Consider the following 24,969-nt stretch of genomic DNA (forward strand, 5'->3'; position numbering starts at 1 on the left):
GTGTTCCCCGCGCCTGCGGGGATGAACCTGCTCGATGCGGGACAGGTTGCCTGGATCGCACGTGTTCCCCGCGCCTGCGGGGATGAACCGCCGCTCTATCTCCGCGTCGGCCAGCAAATCGGGTGTTCCCCGCGCCTGCGGGGATGAACCGGTGCCGTCCGGGTAAGTGGCAAGCCCCTGGTGGTGTTCCCCGCGCCTGCGGGGATGAACCGACACGACCAGTCCGCCTGTGTGTCGAGCGTCCGTGTTCCCCGCGCCTGCGGGGATGAACCGCGCGCCATCATCGATGCGGCGTCGCCGGACGAGTGTTCTCCGCGCCTGCGGGGATGAACCGGCACTAGTACCTCTCCGTCGGGGTGACGCGGCGTGTTCCCCGCGCCTGCGGGGATGAACCGGTAGTCTTGGCAATGGCGCAGTGAGCCTTTTTGGCTGCGCGCTCAGCGCCTCGAAACGCGGCGCATCGGATCGGAAATGCCCTCGACGCTCATCGCTGCGACCGGCCAGGTCGAGCGACGTCTCAGCGTTCTGCCCCGAGCGATTGGCGCAGTTGCCGGATGGCCTCGGTCTGGGTCGGCGCACCCATGCAGGCCTCGATCAAGGCTGGATCGAGCTGTGGCAGTAGGCGGCTGCGCTCACGCTGTTGGTACTGGTCGCCTTCGAGCCCGTAGAACTGGAGCCGCCCGTGCTGCCAGAACCAAACCTCCGGCACCTCCAGTACACGATAGACCTCGAGCTTGTTCAACCCGCCGCTGGTGCGCACGACCTCGATGGCAATGTCCGGTCGGCTGGGCTCTTTCGCGATGGGTTCGAGCAGATAGCACTCGTCGGGCTCGGCGCCCCGTTTGGCGAGCTTCGACTTGATAGTCCAGGAGCCCGCTCCATCCATCGCAACCCCGACTTCAATGGCCCAGGTTTCGATCAGTCGGGCGAGGCTTTTCTTGTCCCAATCGTGATTCCATGATGGCGTCATCAGCTCCAGCACTCCGTCGATGAAGGTCAGCCGCGGGATTGCAGATTCGCCCCGGATCTCGAGCAGACGCTCGTAATCGCTCCAGTCGGCCTGATCGAGCAGGACGATTTGGTCGTCGGGTGGCGTGGCTCGATCTGCGGTGGCGGGTGCTAATCCGTCAGCAGGCGTATCGGCAATGCGCTCAGCAATCGCGGCCATGACGAACCTCGGTGGAGAGAAAAAAACGGACGGATGCGCCTTAGCTTAAGCCCCAGTGCCGCCGACGGTCAGCGCATCGACGCGCAGCGTCGGCTGCCCAACCCCCACCGGTACGCTCTGGCCATCCTTGCCGCAGGTGCCGACCCCCTCGTCGAGCTTGAGGTCGTTGCCGACCATGCTGACGCGCGTGAGCACATCGGGGCCGTTGCCGATCAGGGTCGCGCCCTTGACCGGACGGCCGATCTTGCCATTCTCGATCAGATAGGCCTCGCTCGCGGAGAAGGTGAACTTGCCGGAGGTGATGTCGACCTGGCCGCCGCCGAAGTTGACTGCGTACAGCCCCTTCTCGACCGAGGCGATGATCTCGCCCGGATCATGGTTGCCGGCGAGCATATAGGTGTTGGTCATGCGCGGCATCGGCAGATGCGCGTAGGATTCGCGCCGGCCGTTGCCGGTCGGCGCCATGCCCATCAGGCGCGCGTTGAGCCGATCCTGCATGTAGCCGACCAGGATGCCGTCTTCGATCAGCGTGGTGCAGTGGGTCGGTGTGCCCTCGTCGTCGATGTTCAGCGAGCCACGGCGACCGGGCAGGGTGCCGTCATCGACCACGGTGACGCCCTTGGCGGCGACGCGCTGATTGAGCCGACCGCTGAACGCCGAGGTGCCTTTGCGGTTGAAGTCGCCCTCGAGCCCGTGGCCAATCGCCTCGTGCAGGAGCACGCCGGGCCAACCAGCACCAAGCACCACGGGCATGGTGCCGGCCGGGGCGGGGCCGGCTTCCAGATTCACCAAGGCTTGGCGCACCGCTTCGCGGGCGAAGCCGAGCGCGCGATCCTCGGCCAGCATCCAGCCTAGGTCCAGGCGTGCGCCGCCGCCGCTGTGAGCCTGCTCGCGACGGCCATTCTCCTCGACCACCGCGACCACGCTGAGGCGGATCAGCGGGCGCACATCAGCGCTCAGGCGGCCGTCGTCGGAGACCACGAGGATAGTGTCCTGCACCGCGACCAGGCTGGTCATCACCTCTTTCACGCGCGCGTCCATGCCACGCGCCTCGGCATCGACCCGGTGCAGCAGGTCGATCTTGGCCGCGTCGTTCAGGCTCTCGATCGGGTTCATCGGCTCATAGAGCCGCTGGCGCGCGGGCATGCCGCCGCCGATGCTGACGGGCGATGCACCGCCGCTGCGGGCGATGGCGCGGGCAGCATCAGCGGCCTTGGTCAGCGCCGAGAGTTCGAGTTCGTCGGAGTAGGCGAAGCCGGTCTTCTCGCCGCTGATGGCGCGCAGACCGGCGCCTTGTTCGATGTTGAAACTGCCGTCCTTGATGATGCCGTCCTCGAGCATCCAGGATTGCAGCCGGCTGCTCTGAAAATAGACGTCGGCGGCGTCGATGGCGGGGCTGCGCAGCGCGCCGATCAGGCGATCGAGGTCGCTGTCGCCGAGGCCGAAGGGCGCGAGGATGCTCTGGCGCGCGATGTCGATGGAGTCGGTCATAAGGTCTTTAGGCTCGCGTTCTTGGGCGTCTGGCCGTTGCTGGTGATCCGGAAGAAGTGGTAGGCATCGCGCGATTTTTCCAGCTGCGGCGCGTGAAGGCGCGTCCAATGCCGGCCATTGGCGAGGTCCACTTTCTACTTCCCGATTGTTGCCCGATACGGGCGTTCAAACCGGGGAACAGTTGACGGACAGTGTCTCAGCGGCACTTGAGGCGACGATGTTCGAGGACAGGGAAGGTGCGGCGAATCGATGCCTGTCGGTCACGATCGAGCGCGCAGCAGATCTGGCCGACGCCGCGCGCGACCTGGGCGAGCACATTGCCCCAAGGGTCGACGATCATGCTGTGGCCATAGGTCTCGCGGCCACTGAGATGGTAGCCGCCCTGGGCGGCGGCGATCACATAGGTCAGGTTCTCGATGGCGCGGGCACGCACCAGGATCTCCCAATGTGCCTTGCCGGTCAGTGCGGTGAAGGCGGCCGGCACGGCGAGCAGCTCGAGCCCGCTGTCGATCATCCGCCGCGCCGTTTCCGGGAAGCGGAGTTCGTAGCAGATCAACACTCCGAGCCGCCCAAAGGGCGTGTCAACGACCGGGCTTTGCGCGCCGGGCTCGATGGTCGCCGATTCCTGATAACGCTCGTCGACATCGGGAAGCACGACGTCGAACAGATGGGTCTTGTCGATGCGCGCGATCCGATCCCCCTGATCGTTATAGATCAGCGCAACCGAGCGCACCCGGCTCGGATCACTGCTCTGCAGCGGGATGGTGCCACCGACGAGCCAGACTCCATAGCGGCTGGCGGTCTTGGCCAGGAAGTCTTGCAGTTGACCTTGACCATCGGGCTCGGCCAGATGCAGCAGATCGTTGTCATGCTTGCCCATGAAGGCAAAGTTCTCGGGCAGCACCACCAGGCCGGCGCCAGCCTCGGCGGCGATGCGGATAAGGCGCTCGGTCTCGATCAGATTAGCGGTCGTGTTTGGGCCTGAGGCCATCTGCACGGCCGCGACCTTGGGGGTATCGCTCATAGGCGCTCGATCTCGTCAATGTACCTTAACCATAGCACCACCGGACGCGCTCTGTTTGGGCGCGCCCGTCAAAAGGTCAGGGTGCAGGATTAGAAACCTTCAAGGAAGGGACTGCTTGGTTGCTCGCGTTTCGGTGGCGCCGCGTTCGTCGTGCCCGGTGTCGGCTTGCTCTCGGCCTCGTCCTCATCGCCGACGAAGAGGTTGCCGACCGAGGGTGAGCCGCCGGTGTCAACGCGACGGATCAGCGGATCGCGCCAGGGTCCGGTGACGCGGTAGGCATAACGCCCGAGGCGCTCGAACGCGCCATCGGTGACCTGGTCGGCCAAGAACACCGCAGCGCCGACCACCGGGCCGCCGGCAAGCGTGCCGGCGAGCGCGAGCCCGACGCCGATCTCGGGGGTCACCACGACGGCCTGATCGAGCATCCCCTCGACGAGATCCGTGCGACCGCTGATCTCGATATCAGCGGGCGGCGCGAGAATACTGAGCGTGCGGATGCGCGCCTCGCCGCTGCCGATGACAATCTCGCCCTGGATGCGATCGAAGGTGAAGCCATCCTCGAACAGATCGCTGAAGTCCAGGCTCAGCCTGCGGCTGAGGGCGCCTGTGTTGAGGATGCCCAGCATGCGACCGACCCCGGGTTCCATGTCGAGCATGCGACCGGAACCGACCTCGATCGCCAGTGAGCCGCGGGCGCGCGCCAATGACAGATCACCTGGGCCGCCGGGCCAGCTGAGATCGAGCAGCAGCTCACCTGCCGCGCCGCTCAAGGCGCTGTAGAAGCCGCTTTCGCGCAGCAACTCTCCGACCGCGTTGCTCTTGGCATCGAGTTCGATCGAGGTTTCCACGTAATCGGTGGCATCGATGAGCCACTCCGCTCGAGCGCTGGCGTCGACATGGGGGCCCTCTAATGACAGCGTCTCGAAGCGGACTCCGTTTGCCTGCGGCTCACTCTGTATCCGCAACCGGCCCAGCAGATCATCACCATAGTGAAGCTGCTCGACCTCGAGGTCGAGACGGCCGAAGGTGCGTGGGTCGGCGCGTGTGTCCGCCGTCCTTGCTTCGGTCTCTGCGCCGCGCGCTTCCAACAGTGGCGTCAGATCCAGACGCTCTAGCCGGATGCGCAGCGGGTTCTGGCTCTCGCTGGCCGGCAGCCTGATCTCGCCGTGACCGCTTTGCTCGGCATTGAACTGAATCTCCCAGCGACCGTCTGCTTGCGGACGGAGCACGGCCTCAAGGTCGTTCAGCCGCAGGGCGTTGAAACGCAGATCGTCGATGTTGAGGTGCACCGGGAGCAGCTGGAGCTGGTCGTCGGCGTCGCCGCCCCGTAGCGCGGTCAGATCGGTGCGCGCGGCCCAATCGAGCCAAGGACCGAGATCCAGCGACTCGAGTGCACCGCCGATCTCAATCGAGCGCGCGGGTGGCAACGCCGCCGGTTGGCCGCTCAGGTCGATCGCGAGTCGTTGCGGTGCAAGCGCACCATCTGGGGCTCGATCAACCTCTATCAAGGCGCCGAGTTCGGCATAGTCGACGCGCAGCGGCAGCGGCCATTGGTCTTGATAGCGGCCACTGAGCCGAAACGCGCGTGGCTCGCTCGCCGACTTGCCGATCGGTGCCGGCAATGACAGCCCGAGGCCCTGGAGTTCGGAGCCGAGGGTGAAGTCGATCGGCGGGGTCTGTTGAACGGCGTCGCGGTTACGCAGGCTGAGACCAAGGCGCCAATCGAACTCGCCGCTAGCGAATTGCCAGAGTTCACTGGGCAAGGCCTCGGCCAGTCTGGCGACCGCCGTTTGGCCATGCAGCCCGATCTCGGTGCGCGCCTCGTCGCCGCCGCCGCCGTGGGTCTCGACTTCGATCTCGAGCGCTTGTTGGCCGAGGTTGGCGCGGATCTCGTCGGCATCGATGCCCGTCTCATCGAAGCGCAGGCGGCCCTCGATCCCACTGAATTGCAGGTCGGTGCCTTTGATCCTGAGCGTGCGCTCGGTGTTGGGCGTGGCGTTAGGCGCGACGGTGGGCGTAGAGGTTGGCTCCCAGAGCAGTTCGCCACTGTAGCGGAAGGGGAGTGCTTTGTTCAGCGGCACACCGAGCTGTAGCGCAATGTCGCCGTTGCCGCTGACGTCGATGGCGCGCGCCAGACCACCGAGTTGATTCGCCAAGGGGGTCGTTGCCAGCACATGCCTGCCATCGGCCAGCGGTCCGGTGCCGCGCGCATCGATCTCCAGGTAGGTTGGATTCCAGAGGTCAGGCATGCGCAGGTGTCCAGCGTCCACCTGGGTGTTGAGGATTTCGGCGCTCGGGACAGTGATCTCGAGGCGTCGGTTCTCGAAGCGAAGGCTGGCCGCGACCTCGCGCAGCGGCGGCCAGCGCAGCGGCTCGGTCTGCTCGGCGCTGCGCAGCCCCGGGGCTGGGGGGGCGGCGGGTTGGGGCGCGGCGGAGTGGGCACCGCCGCCGTAGTCGAGTACGCCGTCGACCATGCGCAGCGCTAATAGGAAGCGCCCCTCCTGGCGATCGAATGGGAACCGATCGAGCGGGCCGCGCAGCAGCAGATCGCCAGATTCCAGATGCGCATCGACGATGGCCGTCAGCAGCCAGTCCGTGAGCCCCTCATCCATGATCCCGACCGGGAGCCATTGCGCAAGCGCCTCGATGCCCCCGTCACGCAGATGCGTGTGCAGGTTGATGAATGGATTGGCGCCGGAGGGATGCACGCAGAGGCTCAGCCGGGTCAGGGTCTCGAGGTGTGCGGTCTCGGCGCGCAAGGCGTGGGTCCAGAGATGGATCGAGCCGGCCGGCATCAGGCGCCAGGCGAAGGCGCCATCCAGCGCGGTGAACCGATGGGGCTGGGCGAACAGCGGTCGCAGGTCGAGACTGGCCTCGTGTCCGTCGAGGCGCGCCCGTCCGCCCGCTGGACCTAGGTCGATGTCGAGATCAAGTCCAGAGAAGGGCGGGATCTGGGTGCCGGCGCTGATGGCAAGGTTGTCGATCGCGCTCTTGAGGCGCCAATCGGTAAGGGCGGGGAGCCTAGGGGCGGCCGTGTTGGGGCGCAGTTCCAGATGCACGGCGAGGTTGCGGGCCAGCCCACTGATGCGGCCTTCGGCGAGTGCGCTGACAGGTTCGGGGAGATCGGGAATAACCCGTGCGCCGAACTCGGCGAGCGGGCCGATCGGGAGCGCGCCAATGGCCGCGAACAGGCGCGCCGCTGGGGCGGGCTTGGCAGCGGGGGTAGCGGTGTCCCGAGTTGGTGCGCGGCGGTAGCGCAGCGTGGCTGAGGTCGGCGACGATGCGCCGCTGCCGGGCAGTCTAAGTTCCTGGATGTCCAGCCGCCAGCCTTCGGTTTGCCGCTGCCAGCGGGCGAGCCCGGACAGATCGCCGAGCTGGAGCGCCGCGCGGGCATCATCGCCCTCGAGTTCGAGCCCCGCGATCCCGATTGTTGACAGGGACTCGGTCAGGCGCCCCTGCTCGAGCCGATTCCAGGTCTCGATCTGGACGTCACTGGTGTGTAGTCCGAGTCTAGCGGCGGCCCGCCTGTTCGCCGCCATTGACGCGCTGGCGGTCGGCGCCAGATCGCCACCCTCGGCCTTGAGATAGAGACGACCGGACCAGCGCTCGGGATGCACTGCTGGCCCTTCGAGCTTGGCGAGCAGTTGCAGCGCCCTGATCGGCGTCCCGGTCCGCGCCCTGTTGTCGGCATCATCAGTCGTGCGGGCCTGGACGCGCAGGTCATGGCGCCGCCCCTGATTGACGAGTTCGGCGACCTCGACGAACAGCGTTTGGACTGGCGCCTCGGTGTCCACGTCGTGCCAGCTGAGCCGGCTGTCGAGCAACCGGAAGCGGCCTTCGCGCAAGAAGAACGCGAGCGCCTGTGCATCATTGCCTTGCATCGCCTCGAGTCCGCGGATGCGGATGCGCCCCTCGGCGTCGCGGTGCGCGTGGATGTCGGCGCCAACGAGAGTGACCGCCTCGATCCGTGGCCGCCGGGCCACGAGCGATGCCACGAGATCGAGATCGACGCTCAGCGCTTGCGCGGCGAGCAGCGGCTCATTCGGCTCCTCGGCCGGCGCGGCCGATGCGGATGGCACGGGCGCGAGCAATTGCGCGTCCACGAACCTGAGTTGGGGCGAAAGCCCGCGCAAGCGGATCGACAAGGCGCCGACCTCGACATCAACGCCCAAAGTCTCGCCGAGACGCTCGACCAAGTCCTCGCGCAGGCCATCGGCGTGCGGAAGAAGCAGTCGCACGGCGATCGAGAGGACCGCCAACGCCATGATCGCGGCCGCAAAGGTGGCGACAGCCGCTTGGAAGAGCCAATGGAGGATTCGCATCTCTATTGCCGTGACCGAAGGATCTTGCCCGCGTAGCGGCCGCTGTTGCGCTCTTGGAGGCTTAACAAGGTCTGGCCGTTCATGGCGCGCGCCCGCAGGGATTCGGCAGGCTCCAGAGTTGGCGTCCGGCGTCAGATCAAGACCACATCGTACTGCTCTTGAGTATACAGCGACTCGGCTTGGAGCTTGATCGGCTTGCCGATGAACTCCTCGAGTTCGGCAAGATGACCGGATTCCTCGTCCAGCAGCCGATCGATGACCTCTTGGGAGGCCAGCACCAGCAGTTGTTCGATCTCGAACTGGCGCGATTCGCGCAGGATCTCGCGGAAGATCTCGTAGCAGGTGGTCTCGGCGGTCTTCAACGAGCCACGCCCGCCGCAGCAAGGGCAGGGCTCGCAAAGGATATGCTCAAGCGATTCGTGGGTGCGCTTGCGGGTCATCTCGACCAGGCCGAGCGCCGAGACCTCGGTGATATGGGTCTTGGCGTGATCGCGCGCGAGGCATTTCTCGAGCGCGCGCAGCACCTGGCGCTTGTGCTCCTCGTCGGTCATATCGATGAAGTCGATGATGATGATCCCGCCGAGGTTGCGCAGCCGCAGCTGACGGCAGATCGCCTGCGCCGCCTCGAGGTTGGTCTTGAAGATGGTTTCCTCGAGGTTGCGATGGCCGACGAAGGCGCCGGTGTTGACATCGATGGTGGTCATCGCCTCGGTCTGGTCGATCACCAGATGACCGCCGGACTTGAGCTGGACCTTGCGCTGCAGGGCCTTCTGGATCTCGTCCTCGACGCCGTAGAGATCGAACAGCGGCCGCTCGCCGCCGTAGTATTCGATGCGATCGACGATCTCGGGGATGTACTTCACCGCGAACGGGCGCGCCTTGTCGACGGTGGCGCGCGAGTCGATGCGCACCCGCTCGACCTCGGGCGTGACCAGGTCGCGCAGCGCGCGCAGGGCGAGCGCGAGATCATCGTGGATCAGGCCGATCTCGCTCGCGCTTGCGGCGCGCTCGCGGATGCCATTCCAGAGCTTCGCGAGGAAGGCCATGTCGCGGCAGAGATCATCGTCGCTCACGGTCTCGGCGGCGGTACGGGCGATGTAGCCGCCGATGCCTTCGTGCTCGTCGACATAGGTCTGCAGGACCTCGCGCAGGCGCTTGCGCTCGTCATCGTCCTCGATCTTCTGCGACACGCCGGTGTTGCCGAGCCGGGGCATGAAGACCAGATAGCGCGAGGCGATCGAGATATTGGTGGTCAGACGCGCGCCCTTGCTGCCGAGCGGATCCTTGACCACCTGCACCAGGATCGGATCGCCCTCCTTGACCAGGCTGGTGATGTGCTCGCTGCGAGTCTCGCCCTCGACGCCCATGATGTCGGAGGCATGCAGGAACGCGGCCCGCTCCAGGCCGATCTCGACGAAGGCGGCCTGCATGCCGGGCAGCACGCGGCAGATGCGCCCACGATAAATGCTGCCGACCAGGCCGCAGCGCTGAGCGCGCTCGATGATGATCTCCTGCACCACGCCGTTTTCGACCACCGCGACACGCGTCTCCGGCGGGGTGACATTGATCAGGATCTCTTCGCTCATCGTTGAGTCGCGCGCTGGGCGAAAGAGTGGCTCGGTGGCATGGCTGTCGACCTCGTTGTTGTTCTCGGGTGTATGGGGCCGAGCGGCATGGTCGTGTATCCCGCGCCGGGATGCTCGCGTGCTGCGGGAGTGCATCGCGATGGCCCGCCGTCATCCGCTCGCTGCGTGCATTCGGAGCCGCAGTTTAGCCGGCAAGTGGGTCGATACCGTGCTCGCGCAACAGCCTCGCCGTCTCGAACAGCGGCAGTCCGACCACATTGCTGTAGCTGCCGCGAATCGCCTCGACGAAGATCGCGCCCCGGCCCTGCACCGCATAGGCACCGGCCTTGTCGCGCGGCTCACCGCTGGCCCAATAGGCCAAGGCTTCGTGGCGCGTGATGGGGCGCATGCGGACTTCGGTCCGAACCAGGACCTGACGTTCCCGAGGCACTTGACCGGATGTTGCCCATGCGCCTGGCGCACGCTGCTGGTCTGCGCCGGCGGCGGCGCTCAGCACGCTGACCGCAGTGAGGACCGAATGACTCCGGCCCGAGAGCAAGGCTAGCATTTGCAGCGCCCTCTCGACATCCACAGGCTTGCCAAGGATGTGATCGTCGACCACGACAGCGGTGTCGGCGGCGAGCAAGGGTAGGCGCTCTGGCGCGGTCAATGTGGCCCAGCCCGCGCGCGCCTTGGCCTGTGCGATGCGGGTGACATAGGCTTCGGGGGTTTCGTCCGGCGCGGGCGTCTCGTCCGTCTTGGCGGCGACGATCCTCGGCCGCAGGCCCAACTGCGCGAGCAGCTTGCGGCGCCGTGGCGAGCTTGAGGCCAGGTAGAGGTCGATCGACGATGCCGCCACTGGCTGAGTTTTGGAAGGATGCGTCATCGCGCTCCACGGTGGTAAGGGTGGCCCTGGATCAGGGTCCAGGCGCGGTAGAGTTGTTCGGCGAGGATGACACGCACCAGCGGATGCGGGAAGGTCAGCGGCGAGAGCGACCAGTGCCGCTCGGCGCGCGCCAGGCAGGCATCCGCGAGTCCATCCGGCCCACCGACCAGCAGCGCCAGGTCGCGTCCACCCGCCAGCCAGCCCTCGAGTTCGGCGGCGAGCGCCTCGGTGCTCCAGGCGCGACCGCGCACATCCAGCGCAATCGCCAGCGCGTCGCTCGGGACCGCCTTCAGCAGCCGCTCGCCTTCGTCGGCGAGCAGTCGGGCGCGCTCCGCCGGCGAGAGTTGCGCGCGTTGTCCGGATTTGCCGCGACCTCGGCCCAGGCCCTTGCCGCGCGCGGCGGGCTCGATCTCGACCAGCGAGAGTGCGCAGCTTGATGGCAGGCGTTTGGCATACTCGGCAAAGCCGGCCTCGACCCAGGCCGGCATGCGCCGTCCGACGCTTAAGAGATGGATGCGCATTCTGTCCTCGTCAGCACTTGCAGAATAGCTTCAGGTAAGCGAGGATTCCTTTTGTTTTCGCTCAGAATACCCGAAGAGGCATTGGTCCCGTCATGAGCAAGCCGACGAGCAACAGCATCCCCGCGCAGAGAGGTTTCCCCGGTCGGCCCAGTCCGAGCCCGACGCCACTGCCCATCCAGGCGTTTGCTCAAGCGCTGACCTCTGCCATGGCCCCAAGGGCGGTCCCAAGGATCGCCCCAAGAGTGGCCAGCGTCCTCGTCATCGCGGCGGTCCTCGCGTTGAGCGGCTGTGGTGGCGGGGCGAATCTGCACGGGGATGGCGTTGGCAAGATCAACTACGAGACCACTGGCCTATTCCCGGTCCCTGAGGAAATCCAGCCCAACGTCGATTTCTGGCGCCATGTCTATGGTGTGTGGAGCCGGGGCCAGGTCGCCTTCCATGACAACGAGTATATGGGGGTGGTTTATGAGGTTGGTGAACTCCCTGGGACGATCAAGGAAGGATACACCCATGAGCAGCGTGCCTGGGTGAAGTCGCGCGAGGCCTTCCACCGGGATCGGCTTCGCGCGCTCGAGCATAAGGTGCGCGAGCGCGCGCCGCTCAGCGCTGCGGAGAAGCAGTTGCTGGCCAAGATCGAGACGAAGGCGGGCAAGGGGGCGCTCTACGGCGCCTCGCAGCGTCTGCGCAGCCAGCGCGGCGTGCGCGAGCGCTTCAAGCGCGGGCTCGAGATCAGCGGCCGCTATGATCCAGAGTTTCGCACCATCATGCGTGCCAATGGCGTGCCCGACGACCTCGCCTACCTGCCGCATGTCGAGTCCTCGTTCCAGGCGCATGCGCGCTCCAGCGTGGGCGCGGCCGGGATCTGGCAGTTCATGCCGGCCACCGGTCGCGACTATGGGATGCGCGTCGATCGCACCCTCGATGAGCGTCTGGACCCGATCACCTGCGCCGACGGTGCGGCGCGCTATTTGTCAGCGGCGCATCGCCAGCTCGGTAGCTGGCCGCTTGCGATTACTTCTTACAACCATGGCAAGGGCGGCATGGCCAACGCCAAGGCCCAGCACGGCGATGATATCGGCGAGATCGTGAAGCACTACAAGGGCCGCGCCTTCGGCTTCGCCTCGCGCAACTTCTACGCTTCCTTCGTCGCCGCGCGCGAGGTGGCCGATCATCCCGATCGCTACTTCCCGGAGGGTGTGCGCTTTGAGGAGCCTTGGTCGCATGATCGCTTGGTGCTGCACAGCTCGATGCCCGCCCAGTACGTTGCCAGTCACTATGGTGTGTCCACGGCGAGCCTGGCTCGCTTGAACCTGCATTGGAGCGAGCGGGCGGTTGCCGGCCGTGTCCACCTGCCAGCCGGGAGTACGGTCTGGCTGCCGGCCGGGAGCATGCGTCGGGTGGCGGCGCAACCCCCGGCTTATCGAGACCGGATCAGCGCGCCCGCGACGGCGACGCAGGTGGCTCGCAACGAGACCGGTTCGGCGGGCAAGTCGGCGAGTACCGCGCCGAAGCAGGGCACCGCAACGCCGGCCGGCAAGACTAAGCCGGCGGCCGCCCCGGCGAAATATCATGTCGTCAAACCCGATGAAACCCTCTACCGGGTCGCGATCACCAACGGCATTTCGATCGACAAGCTTCGCAGGCTGAATCAAATCGGCCCGGACGACAACACCATCCGCGTTGGTCAGAAACTTCGGGTGAGCGGCTGAAACACCGTGCCGAACACCGCGTACCTGCTGACGGAGATCACGGCTTTCTCGGTCTCCGTTGCCTCGGACTGAGGCGCATTGGCATCCCTTCGCGCTTGTGGGGCATGATCGTTGCCCCAACCGCCGATAGATTCGCATTATCATGGCGGATCGCCGCGAGAGGAACCGAGACGCATGTGGGCAGAACACGAGTATGAGGTCATCGTCGTCGGCGGTGGCCATGCCGGCACCGAGGCGGCCTTGGCCGCCGCTCGCGTCGGTGCGCGCACCTTGCTGTTGACCCACAATATCGAGACCATCGGCCAGATGAGCTGCAACCCGGCCATCGGCGGCATCGGCAAGGGTCATCTGGTGCGCGAGATCGACGCTCTTGGCGGGCTGATGGCGCGTGCGGCCGATCGCGCCGGTATCCAGTTCCGGGTGCTGAACCGACGCAAGGGGCCGGCGGTGCGCGCGACGCGCGCCCAGGCCGATCGCATGCGCTATCGCGCTGCGGTCCGCGCCGCTGTGGAGACCGCGCCGAACCTGGATCTGTTCCAACAGGCGGTCGATGATCTGCTGATCGAGTCGGCCGGGCAGGGCGAGCGCGTTGTCGGCGTGCGCACCCAGATGGGGCTCGAGTTTCGCTCGCGGACGGTGGTGCTCACGGTTGGCACCTTTCTCGGTGGCAAGATCCATATCGGGCTTAGCAATTACCAGGGTGGGCGCGCCGGTGATCCGCCGGCGAACGCCTTAGCCGCGCGTCTGCGCGCGCTGCCCTTTCGGGTCGAGCGGCTGAAGACCGGCACGCCACCGCGGATTGCCGCGCGCAGCATCGATTACAACAAGCTCGATGAGCAGCCGGGTGACGTACCGGTGCCGGTGTTCTCCTATCTGGGCAGCGCCGCCGAGCATCCACGCCAGGTTAGTTGCCACATTGCACGCACCAGCGAGCGCACGCACGCGATCATCCGCAGTGGGCTGTCGCGCTCGCCGATGTATTCCGGGGTCATCGAGAGCATCGGCCCGCGCTATTGTCCGTCGATCGAGGACAAGATCGTGCGTTTCGCCGACAAGACCTCGCATCAGATCTTCGTCGAGCCGGAGGGGCTGGAAAGCGGCGAGGTCTATCCGAACGGTATCTCCACCAGCCTGCCCTTCGATGTGCAGCACGCGCTGGTGCGCTCGATCCCGGGCTTCGAGCAGGCGCATTTGACCCGGCCCGGCTATGCGATCGAGTACGACTTCTTTGATCCACGCGATCTCGCGCCATCGCTCGAGACCCATTGTGTGTCGGGGCTGTTCTTTGCCGGCCAGATCAACGGTACCACCGGCTACGAGGAGGCAGCGGCCCAGGGCCTGTTGGCGGGCGTGAATGCCGCGCGCCGGGTGCGCGAACTCGAGCCTTGGTCACCGCGTCGTGACGAGGCCTATCTCGGTGTGCTGGTCGATGATCTGATCACACGCGGCACCAATGAGCCGTACCGGATGTTCACCAGCCGCGCCGAGTATCGGCTGATGCTGCGCGAGGATAATGCCGATCTGCGCCTGACCGAGACCGGGCGCCGGCTCGGGCTGGTGGACGATGCGCGCTGGCGCCGCTTCGAGGCCAAGCGCGAGGCCATCGAGCGCGAGCAGCAGCGCCTGCGTGCCTGCTGGGTGCGGCCGGGCACCGCACTGGCGGCCGAGGTCGAGCAGCGCACCGGCGAGCCGATCAAGCGTGAGGCGCGGGCGCTGGATCTGCTGGCGCGTCCGGCGGTGACGTACCGGGAGCTGGTCGCCTGCACCGAGATCGGTGACCCGCTCGGGGTAGCGTCGGAGTCGGCCTTGGGGGGCGTGATGGCACAGGTGGATCGGGTGCTAGCCGCCGGTGGGCAAGGGGCGCAAGCCGGGAGTGCCGCCGTGGCGAATGACGAGGCCGGTGGTGCGGCTGCGGCTGTTGCTGATGAACCTGCGGCGTTAGAACTGGGTGCACGCCATCCGGACGCGCTGGCGATTGCCGAGCAGGTCGAGATCCAGGCGACCTACGGCGGCTATCTGGCGCGTCAGCGCGACGAGATCGAGCGTCAACGCGGTCAGGAGACGCGCTCGCTGCCGGTGGATTTCGATTATGAGCAGGTGCGGGGGTTATCAGCCGAGGTCAGCGAGAAGCTGCGGCGGGTGCGACCAGCGACGCTGGGGCAGGCGGCGCGGATTCCGGGGGTGACGCCGGCGGCGGTGTCGCTGTTGCTGATCCATCTGAAGCGGCTGAGCGCCTGAGTGCTTCAGGTGTCGATGCACGCGGGGCATGAAGCGGTGGCTGCGCCCGAGCTGCGGGCGCGGTTGGATGCCGGGCTGGCGGCGATGGCGCCGGCGATCGCCGAGGCCCTGGACGCGACGGCGCGTGACCAATTGGTGCAGTATGTGCTGCTGCTCGCGCGTTGGAATCGGGCCTATAACCTGACCGCCGTGCGCGATCCGCGTGAGCAGGTGGCGCGTCATCTGCTCGATAGCCTGGCGGTGTTGCCCTGGGTCGGGCGCGGGCCGGTGCTGGATCTCGGTACCGGGGCCGGGCTGCCGGGGATTCCGCTGGCGATCGCCCGGCCCGAGCTGGCCTTTACCCTGCTCGACAGCAACGGCAAGAAGACGCGCTTCGTGCGCCAGGCGGTGTTGGAACTTGGGCTCGATCAGGTCGAGGTGATCCAGAGTCGGCTCGAGACGTACCGGCCGGCGCGCAAATTCGCTACCATTGTCGCCCGCGCCCTGGCGTCCTTGCCGGATCTCTATCGCGGCGCGCGGGGCTTGGCCAGTGACGATGCCCGCCTGTTGGCGCTGAAAGGTCGCTTGGCCCAAGATGAGCTGAACAGGCTGCTGGCCTGCCAGTCGGCCACGGATTCCGCAGCGGTCGATGCCCGGCTCGCTGAACCCTGTATCCACCCTCTCGTTGTTCCTGGCGTCGACGGCGAGCGCTTCCTGATTGAGGTCCCCCTCGGCAGCAGAAACCATGGCTAGTATCAGAACCATTGCCATCGCCAACCAGAAGGGCGGTGTCGGTAAGACGACCACAGCGGTGAATCTGGCCGCATCCCTGGCTGCGGTGGGTCGGCGCGTGCTGCTGATCGATCTCGACCCCCAGGGCAACGCGACCATGGGTGTGGGCATCGCTAAGAACGAACTCGAGCGCACCGGCTGCGATCTGCTCATGGGCGAGGCCGGCTTTGCCGAGTGCGTGCGGCGGCTCGATGCGCCGGCGCCGGGATTCGATCTGCTGCCCTCGAATGGCGATATGACCGCCGCCGAGGTCGGGCTGATGCAGTCCGGGCAGCGGGAGCGGGCCTTGGCGGAGGCTCTCGCCGGGGTCGCCGATGCTTATGAGATCGTGCTGATCGACTGCCCGCCATCGCTGAATATGCTGACGGTGAACGCGCTGGTTGCCGCCGACGGGGTGCTGATCCCGATCCAATGTGAGTACTACGCGCTCGAGGGCCTATCGGCGTTGCTCGATACCGTCGAGCAGATCCGCAACAGCCGTAATCCCGGACTGCGCATCGAGGGCATCCTGCGCACCATGCATGATCCGCGCAACAATCTCGCCAATCAGGTCTCGACCCAGTTGGCGAGCCATTTTGCCGACGAGATCTATCGCACCATTATTCCGCGCAACGTGCGCCTGGCCGAGGCCCCCAGCCATGGGTTGCCGGCCTTGCTCTATGATCACGGCTCGCGTGGGTCGCTCGCCTATCAAGCGCTCGCCAGCGAGGTTCTGCGGCGGCGCGAGCGGACGCCGAGCGCGGCCTAGCGGCATGCTGCATCCATTTCTCGACCGTTGGGAGCCTCAGCGCTAATGGCCGCTGTCAAGAAGAAGGGGCTGGGCCGGGGGCTCGACGCCCTGCTCGGTGGCGCGCGCGACGCAGCGGCCCTGGCATCGAACCCGGAACAGACAGCGGCCAATGCCGAGGCGCTGATCAAACCCGTCGTCGGTGAGCCGGTGCACGAGCTGCCGTTGGATCGAATCCAGCGCGGGCGCTATCAGCCGCGACGGGATTTCGATGCGGAGCGGATGCGCGAGCTGGCGGACTCGATCGCCGCGCAAGGGGTGATCCAGCCCATCCTCGTGCGCCCGCTCGGCGCCGATCGCTACGAACTCATCGCCGGCGAGCGGCGCTGGCGCGCGAGTCAGCAGGCGGGGCTCGAGCGCATCCCAGTGGTGGTGCGCGAGGTCACCGAGCAGGCCGCGCTGGCGATCGCGTTGATCGAGAACATCCAGCGTGATGATCTGAATCCGCTCGAGGAGGCCGGGGCGCTGCGCCGCTTACTCGATGAGTTCGGTCTCAGTCATCTGCAGGTGGCCGAGGCGGTGGGCAAGTCGCGCAGCACGGTCAGCAATCTGCTGCGCTTGCTCGAACTCGAGGACGAGGTCAAGACCCTGTTGGACGAGGGACGCCTGGAGATGGGCCATGCCCGCGCCCTGTTAGGGGTGCGTGGTGATGCGCAGATCGAGGTGGCGCGGCAGGTGGTGATGCTCGGGCTCTCGGTGCGCGAGACCGAGCGCTTGATTCGCCGGGTCCAGGCCGATGCCGAGGCGCCGGACGGGACGCGCTCCAAGCCTGATCCGGACCCGAATATCCGCCGCCTGCAGGACGATCTCGCCGAGCGACTCGGGGCGCGGGTGGTGATCCAGCATGGCAGCAAGGGCACCGGGCGGTTGGTGATCAACTACAACAGCCTTGATGAACTCGACGGCATCCTGGCGCATATCCAGTAGCCGCACTCAGTCGCGGAGCCGGGAGCGCCCCGCCATCCATCCGGTGGCCGGTGTCCGGTCGCCGCGACGAGTATAGGCAATCTCGATGGTTTCTATCGACATTAGCAAGCCTGGTGTTCTCTTGATTGTTGCTGGCAATCAATGAGGCTTTGATTTTAATGGGTTTATGCGCGCGCGTCTGGCCCCGCAAGTCAGGCTGGCTGGCCTTTTTGGCCTCGAACCTCGCCATCCGGTTGTCTATCGACATTGACCCGTATATTCAGAGGAACTTATACTTCGCCAGCTTTAGGAGGGCGACCGAATTTCAACCAAAACGGAAAGCCTGGGTCTTCCAGATCGCGTGCAGCTCAAACGGCTGCTCGTCTGGCAAGCCATCGTCGCGGCAACGGCCGTTGTCGTGGCCATCCCGTTTGGTACAAATGCGTTGCTGGCGGCGGCGATGGGTGCTGCTGCCTGCCTCCTCGCGAATTGGTACTTCGCGTACCGCGTCTTTCAGCGCTATCAGGCGCGAGAGCCGGGTCAGTTGCTCGCCCGTATCTACGGTGCTGAGCTTGCGAAGATTGCAATAGCCCTAGCCGTTTTCGGCCTGGCATTCGCGACCATGGACGATCTGAATCCGCTGGCGCTCTTTGGTGCCTATCTGGCGGTCCAGATCTTGCCAGCCATCGTCGCCCAGCGCCCGGATGCACGCTCGAACAGCTAAGAAGAGACCTCATCGATGGCCACCGCAGAGCTCACCGCCAGCGACTACATCCAACACCATTTGACCAACCTGACGCTGGGTTGGCTTCCGGACCAGGGTCTGGTGTTCGCCCACGATGCCGAGGAAGCGGCGGCCATGGGCTTTTGGGCCTTGCACGTCGACAGCCTGCTCTGGTCGATCGGTCTTGGCGTCCTCTTCCTGATCGGGTTTCGTAAGGTAGCGGATAACGTCACCGCCGGCGTGCCCGGCAAGGCACAGAACTTCATCGAATGGATCATCGACTTCGTCAACGAGAATGTGCGCGGCTCGTTCAGCGCCAAGAACGACATGGTCGCTCCGCTCGCGCTGACCATCTTCGCCTGGGTCTTCCTGATGAACCTGATGGACCTGGTGCCGGTGGATTTGATCCCCTGGGCGTTTGGGCAATTCATGGGGCTGTTCGGCGCCGATCCGCATCATGTCTACATGCGCGTGGTGCCGACCACCGATCCGAACGTCACCTTTGGCATGGCGCTGGCGGTCTTCTTCCTGGTGCTCTACTACAGCATCAAGATCAAGGGCGTGGGCGGCTTCGTCGGCGAGCTGACGTTGCATCCGTTTGGCAAGTTCGGTCTGCCGGCCAACCTGATCCTCGAGGGCATCAGCCTCTTGTCGAAGCCGTTGTCGCTCTCGCTGCGACTGTTCGGCAACATGTATGCCGGTGAGATGATCTTCATTCTGGTCGCGCTGATGTACGGCCACAACATGGTGCTCACCCTCGGTGGCGGTGCACTGCAGTTGGCCTGGGCGATCTTCCATATCCTGATTATCACCTTGCAGGCTTTCATCTTCATGGTGCTGACCATCGTCTATCTGGACATGGCGCATCAGACCGATCACTGATCTTTTCCTTTCACACAACACAGCCTCCCGAGGGGGAATTCAAATGGAAATCGCAGAAGCTCTTATCATCGTCGCGGCCGGTCTGATGCTGGGTCTTGGCGCTATCGGCGCCGGTGTCGGTATCGGTGTCCTCGGTGGTCGTTTCCTGGAAGGTGCCGCGCGTCAGCCCGAGCTGATCCCGATGCTGCGCACCCAGTTCTTCATCGTCATGGGCCTGACCGACGCGCTGCCAGTCATCGCCATCGCGATGGGTCTGTACGCGATGTTCGCACTCTGATCTCGTCTCGTCCCGGACGGACAGCACCGCTCACCGCGCGTCCCCCAACGAGGCAATAGGATGAACATCAATCTGACCCTAATCACCCAGATGATCGCCTTCGCGGTCTTCGTGGCGTTTTGTATGAAATACGTCTGGCCGCCGCTGATGAAGGCGCTGGACGAGCGGGCGACCAAGATCGCCGAAGGTCTCGCGGCAGCCGAGCGCGGCCAGCAAGAGCAAGAGATCGGACGCCAAAAGGCGCTCGAAGAAATGAAGGCGGCCAAGACCAAGGCGGCCGATATCGTCGCACAGGCGCAAAAGCGCTACAACGAGGTCATGGACGAGGCCAAGCGTGATGCGCAAGGCGAGGCCGATCGCATCAAGACGGCCGCGCATGCCGAGATCAAGCAGGAGACCAATCGGGCGCGCGAGGAATTGCGCGAGCGCATGGCAACACTCGCCGTGGCCGCTGCCGAGAAGGTTCTTGAGAAAGAGGTCGATGCCAGTGCGCACAAGGCGCTGCTCGACTCGTTCGCGAAACAGCTTTAGGACACGCCGATGGCCGGAGACAGCACAACCATCGCGCGACCCTACGCCGAAGCCGCCTTCGAGGTGGCCCAGGCCGGTCACACTCTGGACGCTTGGTCGGAGGCGCTGAACAAGCTCGCAGCCATCGTGGCCGACCCACAGGTCGCGTCGCAGATCGGAAATCCAAATCTCAGCGATAGCACGCTGCTCGACCTGATCTTTGGGGTCGTCGGCGAGGGGTTGAGCGTCGAGGCCCAGAACCTGGTGCGTCTGCTCGCCGAGAACGAGCGCCTGAGCATCCTGCCTGATCTAGCGCGTCTGTTCGAGGCCCGCAAGACGGCGGCTCAGGGCGTGCGGCACATCCAGGTTCGCAGCGCCTACGCCCTCTCGGCTGCCGAGCAGGAGAGCCTGCGCTCAACGCTGAAGCGCCATTTCGGCGCCGACGTGGAGCTGACGGTCGAAGACGACCCCACCTTGATCGGCGGTCTCGAGGTGCGTGCCGACGACGTCGTGATCGACGCCTCGGTACGCGGCAGGCTGCAGCAGCTGGCTAACGAATTGCAATTCTGAACGGGACACCGCCATGCAACTCAATCCCTCCGAGATCAGTGATCTCATCAAACAGAAGATCGAGCAGTTCGACATCAAGACCGAGGCGCGAGCCGAGGGCACGATCGTCAGCTTGACCGACGGTATCGTCCGCATCTATGGGCTGTCTGATGCCCAGTATTACGAGATGCTGGAGTTTCCGAACAACACCTTTGGCCTGGCGCTGAACCTGGAGCGCGACTCGGTCGGTGCCGTGATCCTGGGCGACTATACCCATCTCTCCGAAGGGGACTGGGCGCGTTGTACCGGCCGTGTGCTCGAGGTGCCGGTCGGCGAAGGGCTGCTCGGTCGCGTCGTCGACCCACTCGGCACGCCGCTCGACGGCAAGGGCCCGGTCGATGCCGCCGCGCAATCCTCGATCGAGAAGATCGCGCCCGGCGTCATCGCTCGCCAGTCGGTCGATGAGCCGATGCAGACCGGCCTCAAGGCCATTGATGCGATGGTGCCGGTCGGCCGTGGTCAGCGCGAGCTGATCATCGGCGATCGTCAGACCGGTAAGACCGCAGTCGCCATCGACGCGATCATCAACCAGAAAGGCACCGGCGTTAAGTGCATCTACGTCGCTGTCGGCCAGAAGAACTCCTCGGTCGCCGCCGTGCAGCGCAAGCTCGAAGAGCACGGCGCGATGGAGCACACCATCATCGTCCATGCTGGCGCCTCGGACTCGGCGGCCCTGCAGTTCATCGCGCCCTACTCGGGCTGTGCGATGGGCGAATACTTCCGCGACAAGGGTGAAGACGCGCTGATCGTCTATGACGACCTGACCAAGCAGGCCTGGGCCTATCGCCAAGTCTCGCTGCTACTGCGTCGGCCGCCGGGTCGCGAGGCCTATCCGGGTGACGTCTTCTACTTGCATTCGCGTCTGCTCGAGCGCGCCGCTCGCGTCAACGCTGACTATGTCGAGAAGGCGACCGACGGCAAAGTCAAGGGCAAGACCGGCTCGCTCACCGCGCTGCCGATCATCGAGACCCAGGCTGGCGACGTATCGGCGTTCGTGCCGACCAACGTCATCTCGATCACCGATGGTCAGATCTTCCTCGAGAGTGATCTGTTCAACGCTGGTATCCGTCCCGCGATCAACGCGGGTCTATCGGTCTCGCGTGTTGGCGGTGCCGCCCAGACCACGATCATCAAGAAGCTCGGCGGTGGTATTCGCCTCGCGCTGGCCCAGTTCCGTGAGCTGGCGGCCTTCTCGCAGTTCGCTTCCGATCTCGACGAGGCAACCCGCAAGCAGCTCGAGCGCGGCGAGCGGGTGACCGAGCTAATGAAGCAGCTGCAGTATCACCCACTGAATGTGGGTGAAATGGCGGTCTCGCTGTTCGCGGCGAACGAGGGCTACCTCGACGATGTCGACGTGAAGAAGGTGGTCGATTTCGAGCGTGCCCTGCAGAGCTACGTGGCCAGCAGTCACAAGGCCTTGCTCGACGATATCAACGCCTCGGGCAAATACGATGACGAGGTCAAGAGCGCCCTGCACAGTGCGCTCAAGGACTTCAAGGCCAACAACACCTGGTAAGACGTCGGCCCGGGCCTCTGTCCGGGCGGCTTTTCAGGTCATTTGGCTCAACCGAGATAGAGGTCTGGCGTGAGCGCGTCCCTTCGGGCGCGCCCGCTCACACACGGAGCACGCAATGGCAGGCGCCAAAGAGATCCGCACCAAGATTTCGAGCATCAAGAGCACCCAGAAGATCACCGGTGCGATGGAGATGGTCGCGACCTCAAAGATGCGTAAGGCCCAAGAGCGTATGCAGGCCTCGCGTCCTTATGCAGAGAAGATGCTGCAGGTGATCCGTCACCTGGCCAAGGCATCACCCGAATACCGACACAGCTTCATGGCCAAGCAGCGCGAGATCAAGCGCGTTGGCTACATCGTCGTCTCCTCCGATCGCGGCCTCTGCGGCGGCTTGAACAGCAACCTGTTCCGGCGCTTGGTGGCCAACATCAAGGAGCAGAAGACTCAGGGTATCGAGCCGGTGTTCTGCACCATCGGCTCCAAGGCGCTCGGCTTTTTCCGCCGTTTCGGTGGCAAGGTCGAGGCGCAGGTGACCCAGCTCGGCGATAAACCGCATATCGAAGACCTGATCGGCACCGTCAAGGTGATGCTGAACGCCTTCGAGAACGGTGAGGTCGACGCGGTCTACGTGGTCTACAACGAGTTCGTCAACACCATGACCCAGCAGCCGATCATTCGGCAACTGGTGCCCCTGCAAGCGGCCGACGACGACGAGCGACCGACCGGGCCGATCTGGGATTACATCTACGAGCCCGATGCGCACCTGGTGCTCGACAGTTTGCTGACCCGTTATATCGAGTCGTTGGTCTACCAGGCCGTGGTCGAAAACGGCGCCTGCGAGCAGGCCGCGCGCCGCGTCGCGATGAAGGCCGCTTCCGACAACGCCGGCGAGCTGATTGATGAGTTGCAGCTGGTCTACAACAAGGCGCGCCAGGCGGCGATCACACAAGAACTCTCTGAGATCGTCAGTGGCGCCGCTGCCGTTGGATAGCGGCGCGCGGGCTGCCCGCGACGGCATTCGACTTCAGGTAAACACGCCCTTGCGCGCACTCCGCAAGGCAGAATAGAGGAATCCGCTATGAGTTCCGGTAAGGTGGTGGAAATCATCGGCGCCGTCGTCGACGTTCAGTTCCCGCGCGACGCGATGCCCAAGGTCTACGACGCACTTCAGGTCGACTCAACCGGTCTGACGCTGGAAGTGCAACAGCAGCTCGGCGATGGCGTCGTGCGCACCATTGCGATGGGCTCGACCGACGGCCTGAAGCGTGGCATCGACGCGAGCAATACGGGCTCGCCAATCAGCGTGCCCGTGGGTCCCAAGACCCTCGGCCGTATCATGGACGTGCTCGGCAAGCCGATCGATGAGAAGGGTGATATCGGCGCCGAGGAGACCTGGCCGATCCACCGCGAGGCCCCCTCGTTCGAGGAGCAGGCCGGCGCGACCGAGATCCTCGAGACCGGCATCAAGGTCATCGACCTGATCATGCCCATCTCCAAGGGCGGCAAGGTCGGCCTGTTCGGCGGTGCCGGCGTCGGCAAGACCGTCACCCTGATGGAGCTGATCCGTAATATCGGCGCCGAGCACTCCGGCTTCTCGGTGTTTGCGGGCGTCGGCGAGCGCACCCGCGAGGGTAACGACTTCTACCACGAGATGACCGAGTCCAACGTCTTGGACAAGGTCGCCCTGGTCTACGGTCAGATGAACGAGCCTCCGGGCAACCGCCTGCGCGTCGCGCTGACCGGTCTGACCATGGCCGAGTACTTCCGCGAGGAAGGCCGTGACGTGCTGATGTTCATCGACAACATCTACCGTTACACCCTGGCCGGCACCGAGGTCTCGGCACTGCTGGGCCGCATGCCGTCCGCCGTGGGCTATCAGCCGACCCTGGCCTCGGAGATGGGCGCCCTACAGGAGCGCATCACCTCGACCCACACCGGCTCGATCACTTCGTTCCAGGCCGTTTACGTCCCGGCGGACGACCTCACCGATCCGTCGCCGGCCACCACCTTCGCGCATTTGGACGCGACTCTGGTGCTCTCGCGTCAGATCGCCGAGCTGGGTATCTACCCGGCCGTGGACCCGCTGGACTCAACCAGCCGTATCCTCGATCCGAACATCGTCGGCCAGGAGCATTACGACACCGCGCGCGCGGTGCAGGGGACGCTACAGCGCTACAAGGAGCTGAAGGACATCATCGCCATCCTGGGTATGGACGAGCTGTCCGAGGACGACAAGCTGACCGTGTCCCGGGCGCGTAAGATCCAACGCTTCCTGTCGCAGCCGTTCTTCGTCGCCGAGGTCTTCACCGGCTCGCCGGGTAAGTACGTTGGCCTCAAAGACACTATCGCCGGTTTCAAGGCGATCGTCGACGGCGAGCACGACAACCTGCCCGAGCAGGCGTTCTATATGGTCGGCTCGATCGACGAGGCCGTCGCCAAAGCGGAGAAGATGTGACCGCCCGGCGGTTACGGAGGGCCTGAACCATGGCAAAGACCGTACAAGTCGACATCGTCAGCGCGGAGGGGGCCATCCACTCCGGGCCTGCGTCGATGCTCTACGCCCCTGGCGAGATGGGCCAGCTAGGTATTGCGGCGCGTCACGCGCCGCTGATTACTCGGCTCAAGCCCGGTGACGTGCGGGTCGAGGACGAGCAGGGCAAGCAGGAGCACTTCTACGTCTCCGGTGGAATGCTCGAGGTGCAACCCGACATCGTCACCGTGCTCGCGGATACCGCGATTCGGGCCGAGAATCTCGATGAGGCGAAGGCCTTCGAGGCCAAGCGGCGCGCCGAGGATGCGCTCGCCGGTCAGACCGCCGAGTTCGAGTACGCCAAGGCCCAGGCTGAACTGGCCGAGGCGATCGCCCAACTGCGCGCGATCGAGAAGCTGCGTAAGATGAGAGGCGGCTGATCTCGGCCCGTTCGCGTTGAGTTCCTGATGGCCAACCCCTGCCTGCGCGCGGGGGTTTTGCGTTTTTTGCGGTGGAAAATGCAACGGCTCCGCGCTTCGCTGCTAGGTTATGATCCAGCCAGGTGCAGGCTCCTGCTCAAACGCCCTCGCCCTCAG

Annotated in this window: 20 protein-coding genes, 2 pseudogenes and 1 CRISPR repeat array; of the genes and pseudogenes, 15 read left to right on the top strand and 7 right to left on the bottom strand. The window is 65.2% G+C overall.

The features are described 5' to 3' along the window. Positions 1–395: a CRISPR direct-repeat array (repeat unit 29 nt; unit sequence GTGTTCCCCGCGCCTGCGGGGATGAACCG). A 122-nt stretch (positions 396–517) separates the two neighbouring features. From AC54T3_RS04610 to rlmH, 7 genes are all read right to left on the bottom strand, one after another. Continuing rightward, on the bottom strand, positions 518–1,168 hold the full coding sequence (locus AC54T3_RS04610) for a Uma2 family endonuclease (protein WP_496622731.1): 651 nt from the start codon (positions 1,166–1,168) through the stop codon (positions 518–520). Between the two features lie 45 nt (positions 1,169–1,213). After that, complete coding sequence (tldD, locus tag AC54T3_RS04615) at positions 1,214–2,659, bottom strand: metalloprotease TldD (protein WP_496622733.1); 1,446 nt, start codon at positions 2,657–2,659, stop codon at positions 1,214–1,216. A gap of 196 nt (positions 2,660–2,855) precedes the next feature. Further along, entirely contained in the window at positions 2,856–3,683 is an 828-nt protein-coding gene (locus tag AC54T3_RS04620; protein WP_496622735.1) for a carbon-nitrogen hydrolase family protein, read from the bottom strand. 89 nt (positions 3,684–3,772) lie between these two features. Further along, positions 3,773–8,005: a YhdP family protein gene (locus tag AC54T3_RS04625; RefSeq protein WP_496622737.1), complete on the bottom strand. Its 4,233-nt coding sequence runs from the start codon at positions 8,003–8,005 to the stop codon at positions 3,773–3,775. A 131-nt stretch (positions 8,006–8,136) separates the two neighbouring features. Then, positions 8,137–9,591, bottom strand: a complete 1,455-nt coding sequence (gene rng, locus AC54T3_RS04630; RefSeq protein ID WP_496622874.1) for a ribonuclease G — start codon at positions 9,589–9,591, stop codon at positions 8,137–8,139. Between the two features lie 184 nt (positions 9,592–9,775). Then, the gene (locus AC54T3_RS04635) at positions 9,776–10,456 is read right to left on the bottom strand and encodes a Maf family protein (protein ID WP_496622738.1); all 681 of its coding nucleotides are present in this window, start codon (positions 10,454–10,456) and stop codon (positions 9,776–9,778) included. Further along, a complete protein-coding gene (rlmH, locus tag AC54T3_RS04640) occupies positions 10,453–10,977 on the bottom strand; it encodes a 23S rRNA (pseudouridine(1915)-N(3))-methyltransferase RlmH (protein WP_496622740.1) in 525 nt (174 codons plus the stop codon). The genes AC54T3_RS04635 and rlmH overlap by 4 nt, the downstream gene beginning before the upstream one ends. 242 nt (positions 10,978–11,219) lie before the next feature. On the opposite strand from rlmH, the gene AC54T3_RS04645 reads away from it, so the two are divergent. The 15 genes and pseudogenes from AC54T3_RS04645 (at position 11,220) to AC54T3_RS04715 (ending at position 24,813) form a co-directional block, all read left to right on the top strand. Next, positions 11,220–12,686, top strand: a complete 1,467-nt coding sequence (locus tag AC54T3_RS04645) for a lytic transglycosylase domain-containing protein (protein ID WP_496622741.1) — start codon at positions 11,220–11,222, stop codon at positions 12,684–12,686. A 174-nt stretch (positions 12,687–12,860) separates the two neighbouring features. Beyond that, positions 12,861–14,477: pseudogene (mnmG, locus tag AC54T3_RS04650) on the top strand (tRNA uridine-5-carboxymethylaminomethyl(34) synthesis enzyme MnmG); the annotation flags it as partial. A gap of 180 nt (positions 14,478–14,657) precedes the next feature. Beyond that, positions 14,658–14,924, top strand: a pseudogene (gene gidA / locus AC54T3_RS04655) (tRNA uridine-5-carboxymethylaminomethyl(34) synthesis enzyme MnmG); the annotation flags it as partial. 15 nt (positions 14,925–14,939) lie between these two features. Continuing rightward, positions 14,940–15,656, top strand: a complete 717-nt coding sequence (gene rsmG, locus AC54T3_RS04660) for a 16S rRNA (guanine(527)-N(7))-methyltransferase RsmG (RefSeq protein ID WP_496622876.1) — start codon at positions 14,940–14,942, stop codon at positions 15,654–15,656. Beyond that, positions 15,649–16,443: a ParA family protein gene (locus AC54T3_RS04665; RefSeq protein ID WP_496622742.1), complete on the top strand. Its 795-nt coding sequence runs from the start codon at positions 15,649–15,651 to the stop codon at positions 16,441–16,443. The genes rsmG and AC54T3_RS04665 overlap by 8 nt, the downstream gene beginning before the upstream one ends. A gap of 45 nt (positions 16,444–16,488) precedes the next feature. Beyond that, positions 16,489–17,409, top strand: coding sequence for a ParB/RepB/Spo0J family partition protein (locus AC54T3_RS04670; RefSeq protein ID WP_496622743.1), 921 nt, complete (start codon positions 16,489–16,491; stop codon positions 17,407–17,409). A 340-nt stretch (positions 17,410–17,749) separates the two neighbouring features. After that, positions 17,750–18,112 carry an ATP synthase subunit I gene (locus AC54T3_RS04675; protein ID WP_496622745.1) on the top strand — a complete coding sequence of 121 codons (363 nt, stop codon included), beginning with the start codon at positions 17,750–17,752 and terminating at the stop codon, positions 18,110–18,112. Between the two features lie 15 nt (positions 18,113–18,127). Continuing rightward, positions 18,128–18,994 carry a F0F1 ATP synthase subunit A gene (gene atpB, locus AC54T3_RS04680; RefSeq protein ID WP_496622747.1) on the top strand — a complete coding sequence of 289 codons (867 nt, stop codon included), beginning with the start codon at positions 18,128–18,130 and terminating at the stop codon, positions 18,992–18,994. Between the two features lie 43 nt (positions 18,995–19,037). Further along, a complete protein-coding gene (gene atpE, locus AC54T3_RS04685) occupies positions 19,038–19,271 on the top strand; it encodes a F0F1 ATP synthase subunit C (RefSeq protein ID WP_200246175.1) in 234 nt (77 codons plus the stop codon). A gap of 60 nt (positions 19,272–19,331) precedes the next feature. Beyond that, complete coding sequence (locus tag AC54T3_RS04690; RefSeq protein ID WP_496622749.1) at positions 19,332–19,802, top strand: F0F1 ATP synthase subunit B; 471 nt, start codon at positions 19,332–19,334, stop codon at positions 19,800–19,802. Positions 19,803–19,811: 9 nt separating this feature from the next. Next, positions 19,812–20,351, top strand: a complete 540-nt coding sequence (locus tag AC54T3_RS04695) for a F0F1 ATP synthase subunit delta (protein ID WP_496622751.1) — start codon at positions 19,812–19,814, stop codon at positions 20,349–20,351. A gap of 13 nt (positions 20,352–20,364) precedes the next feature. Continuing rightward, positions 20,365–21,906 (top strand): F0F1 ATP synthase subunit alpha, encoded by a 1,542-nt coding sequence (atpA, locus tag AC54T3_RS04700; protein ID WP_496622753.1) that lies wholly within the window; start codon positions 20,365–20,367, stop codon positions 21,904–21,906. Positions 21,907–22,021: 115 nt separating this feature from the next. Continuing rightward, positions 22,022–22,894 carry a F0F1 ATP synthase subunit gamma gene (atpG, locus tag AC54T3_RS04705; RefSeq protein WP_496622754.1) on the top strand — a complete coding sequence of 291 codons (873 nt, stop codon included), beginning with the start codon at positions 22,022–22,024 and terminating at the stop codon, positions 22,892–22,894. Positions 22,895–22,981: 87 nt separating this feature from the next. Then, positions 22,982–24,358: a F0F1 ATP synthase subunit beta gene (gene atpD, locus AC54T3_RS04710; RefSeq protein WP_496622755.1), complete on the top strand. Its 1,377-nt coding sequence runs from the start codon at positions 22,982–22,984 to the stop codon at positions 24,356–24,358. Positions 24,359–24,387: 29 nt separating this feature from the next. Further along, positions 24,388–24,813: a F0F1 ATP synthase subunit epsilon gene (locus AC54T3_RS04715; protein WP_496622756.1), complete on the top strand. Its 426-nt coding sequence runs from the start codon at positions 24,388–24,390 to the stop codon at positions 24,811–24,813. Positions 24,814–24,969 lie beyond the last annotated feature (156 nt).

The sequence above is a fragment of the Halochromatium sp. NSM3 genome, assembly GCF_059621085.1.

Bases quoted from the DNA above. Each gene is read 5' to 3' on its own strand.
- AC54T3_RS04610 (WP_496622731.1), bottom strand. From the start codon at position 1,168: ATGGCCGCGATTGCTGAGCGCATTGCCGATACGCCTGCTGACGGATTA.
- tldD (WP_496622733.1), bottom strand. From the start codon at position 2,659: ATGACCGACTCCATCGACATCGCGCGCCAGAGCATCCTCGCGCCCTTC.
- AC54T3_RS04620 (WP_496622735.1), bottom strand. From the start codon at position 3,683: ATGAGCGATACCCCCAAGGTCGCGGCCGTGCAGATGGCCTCAGGCCCA.
- AC54T3_RS04625 (WP_496622737.1), bottom strand. From the start codon at position 8,005: ATGCGAATCCTCCATTGGCTCTTCCAAGCGGCTGTCGCCACCTTTGCG.
- rng (WP_496622874.1), bottom strand. From the start codon at position 9,591: ATGAGCGAAGAGATCCTGATCAATGTCACCCCGCCGGAGACGCGTGTC.
- AC54T3_RS04635 (WP_496622738.1), bottom strand. From the start codon at position 10,456: ATGACGCATCCTTCCAAAACTCAGCCAGTGGCGGCATCGTCGATCGAC.
- rlmH (WP_496622740.1), bottom strand. From the start codon at position 10,977: ATGCGCATCCATCTCTTAAGCGTCGGACGGCGCATGCCGGCCTGGGTC.
- rsmG (WP_496622876.1), top strand. From the start codon at position 14,940: ATGCACGCGGGGCATGAAGCGGTGGCTGCGCCCGAGCTGCGGGCGCGG.
- AC54T3_RS04665 (WP_496622742.1), top strand. From the start codon at position 15,649: ATGGCTAGTATCAGAACCATTGCCATCGCCAACCAGAAGGGCGGTGTC.
- AC54T3_RS04670 (WP_496622743.1), top strand. From the start codon at position 16,489: ATGGCCGCTGTCAAGAAGAAGGGGCTGGGCCGGGGGCTCGACGCCCTG.
- atpB (WP_496622747.1), top strand. From the start codon at position 18,128: ATGGCCACCGCAGAGCTCACCGCCAGCGACTACATCCAACACCATTTG.
- atpE (WP_200246175.1), top strand. From the start codon at position 19,038: ATGGAAATCGCAGAAGCTCTTATCATCGTCGCGGCCGGTCTGATGCTG.
- AC54T3_RS04690 (WP_496622749.1), top strand. From the start codon at position 19,332: ATGAACATCAATCTGACCCTAATCACCCAGATGATCGCCTTCGCGGTC.
- AC54T3_RS04695 (WP_496622751.1), top strand. From the start codon at position 19,812: ATGGCCGGAGACAGCACAACCATCGCGCGACCCTACGCCGAAGCCGCC.
- atpA (WP_496622753.1), top strand. From the start codon at position 20,365: ATGCAACTCAATCCCTCCGAGATCAGTGATCTCATCAAACAGAAGATC.
- atpG (WP_496622754.1), top strand. From the start codon at position 22,022: ATGGCAGGCGCCAAAGAGATCCGCACCAAGATTTCGAGCATCAAGAGC.
- atpD (WP_496622755.1), top strand. From the start codon at position 22,982: ATGAGTTCCGGTAAGGTGGTGGAAATCATCGGCGCCGTCGTCGACGTT.
- AC54T3_RS04715 (WP_496622756.1), top strand. From the start codon at position 24,388: ATGGCAAAGACCGTACAAGTCGACATCGTCAGCGCGGAGGGGGCCATC.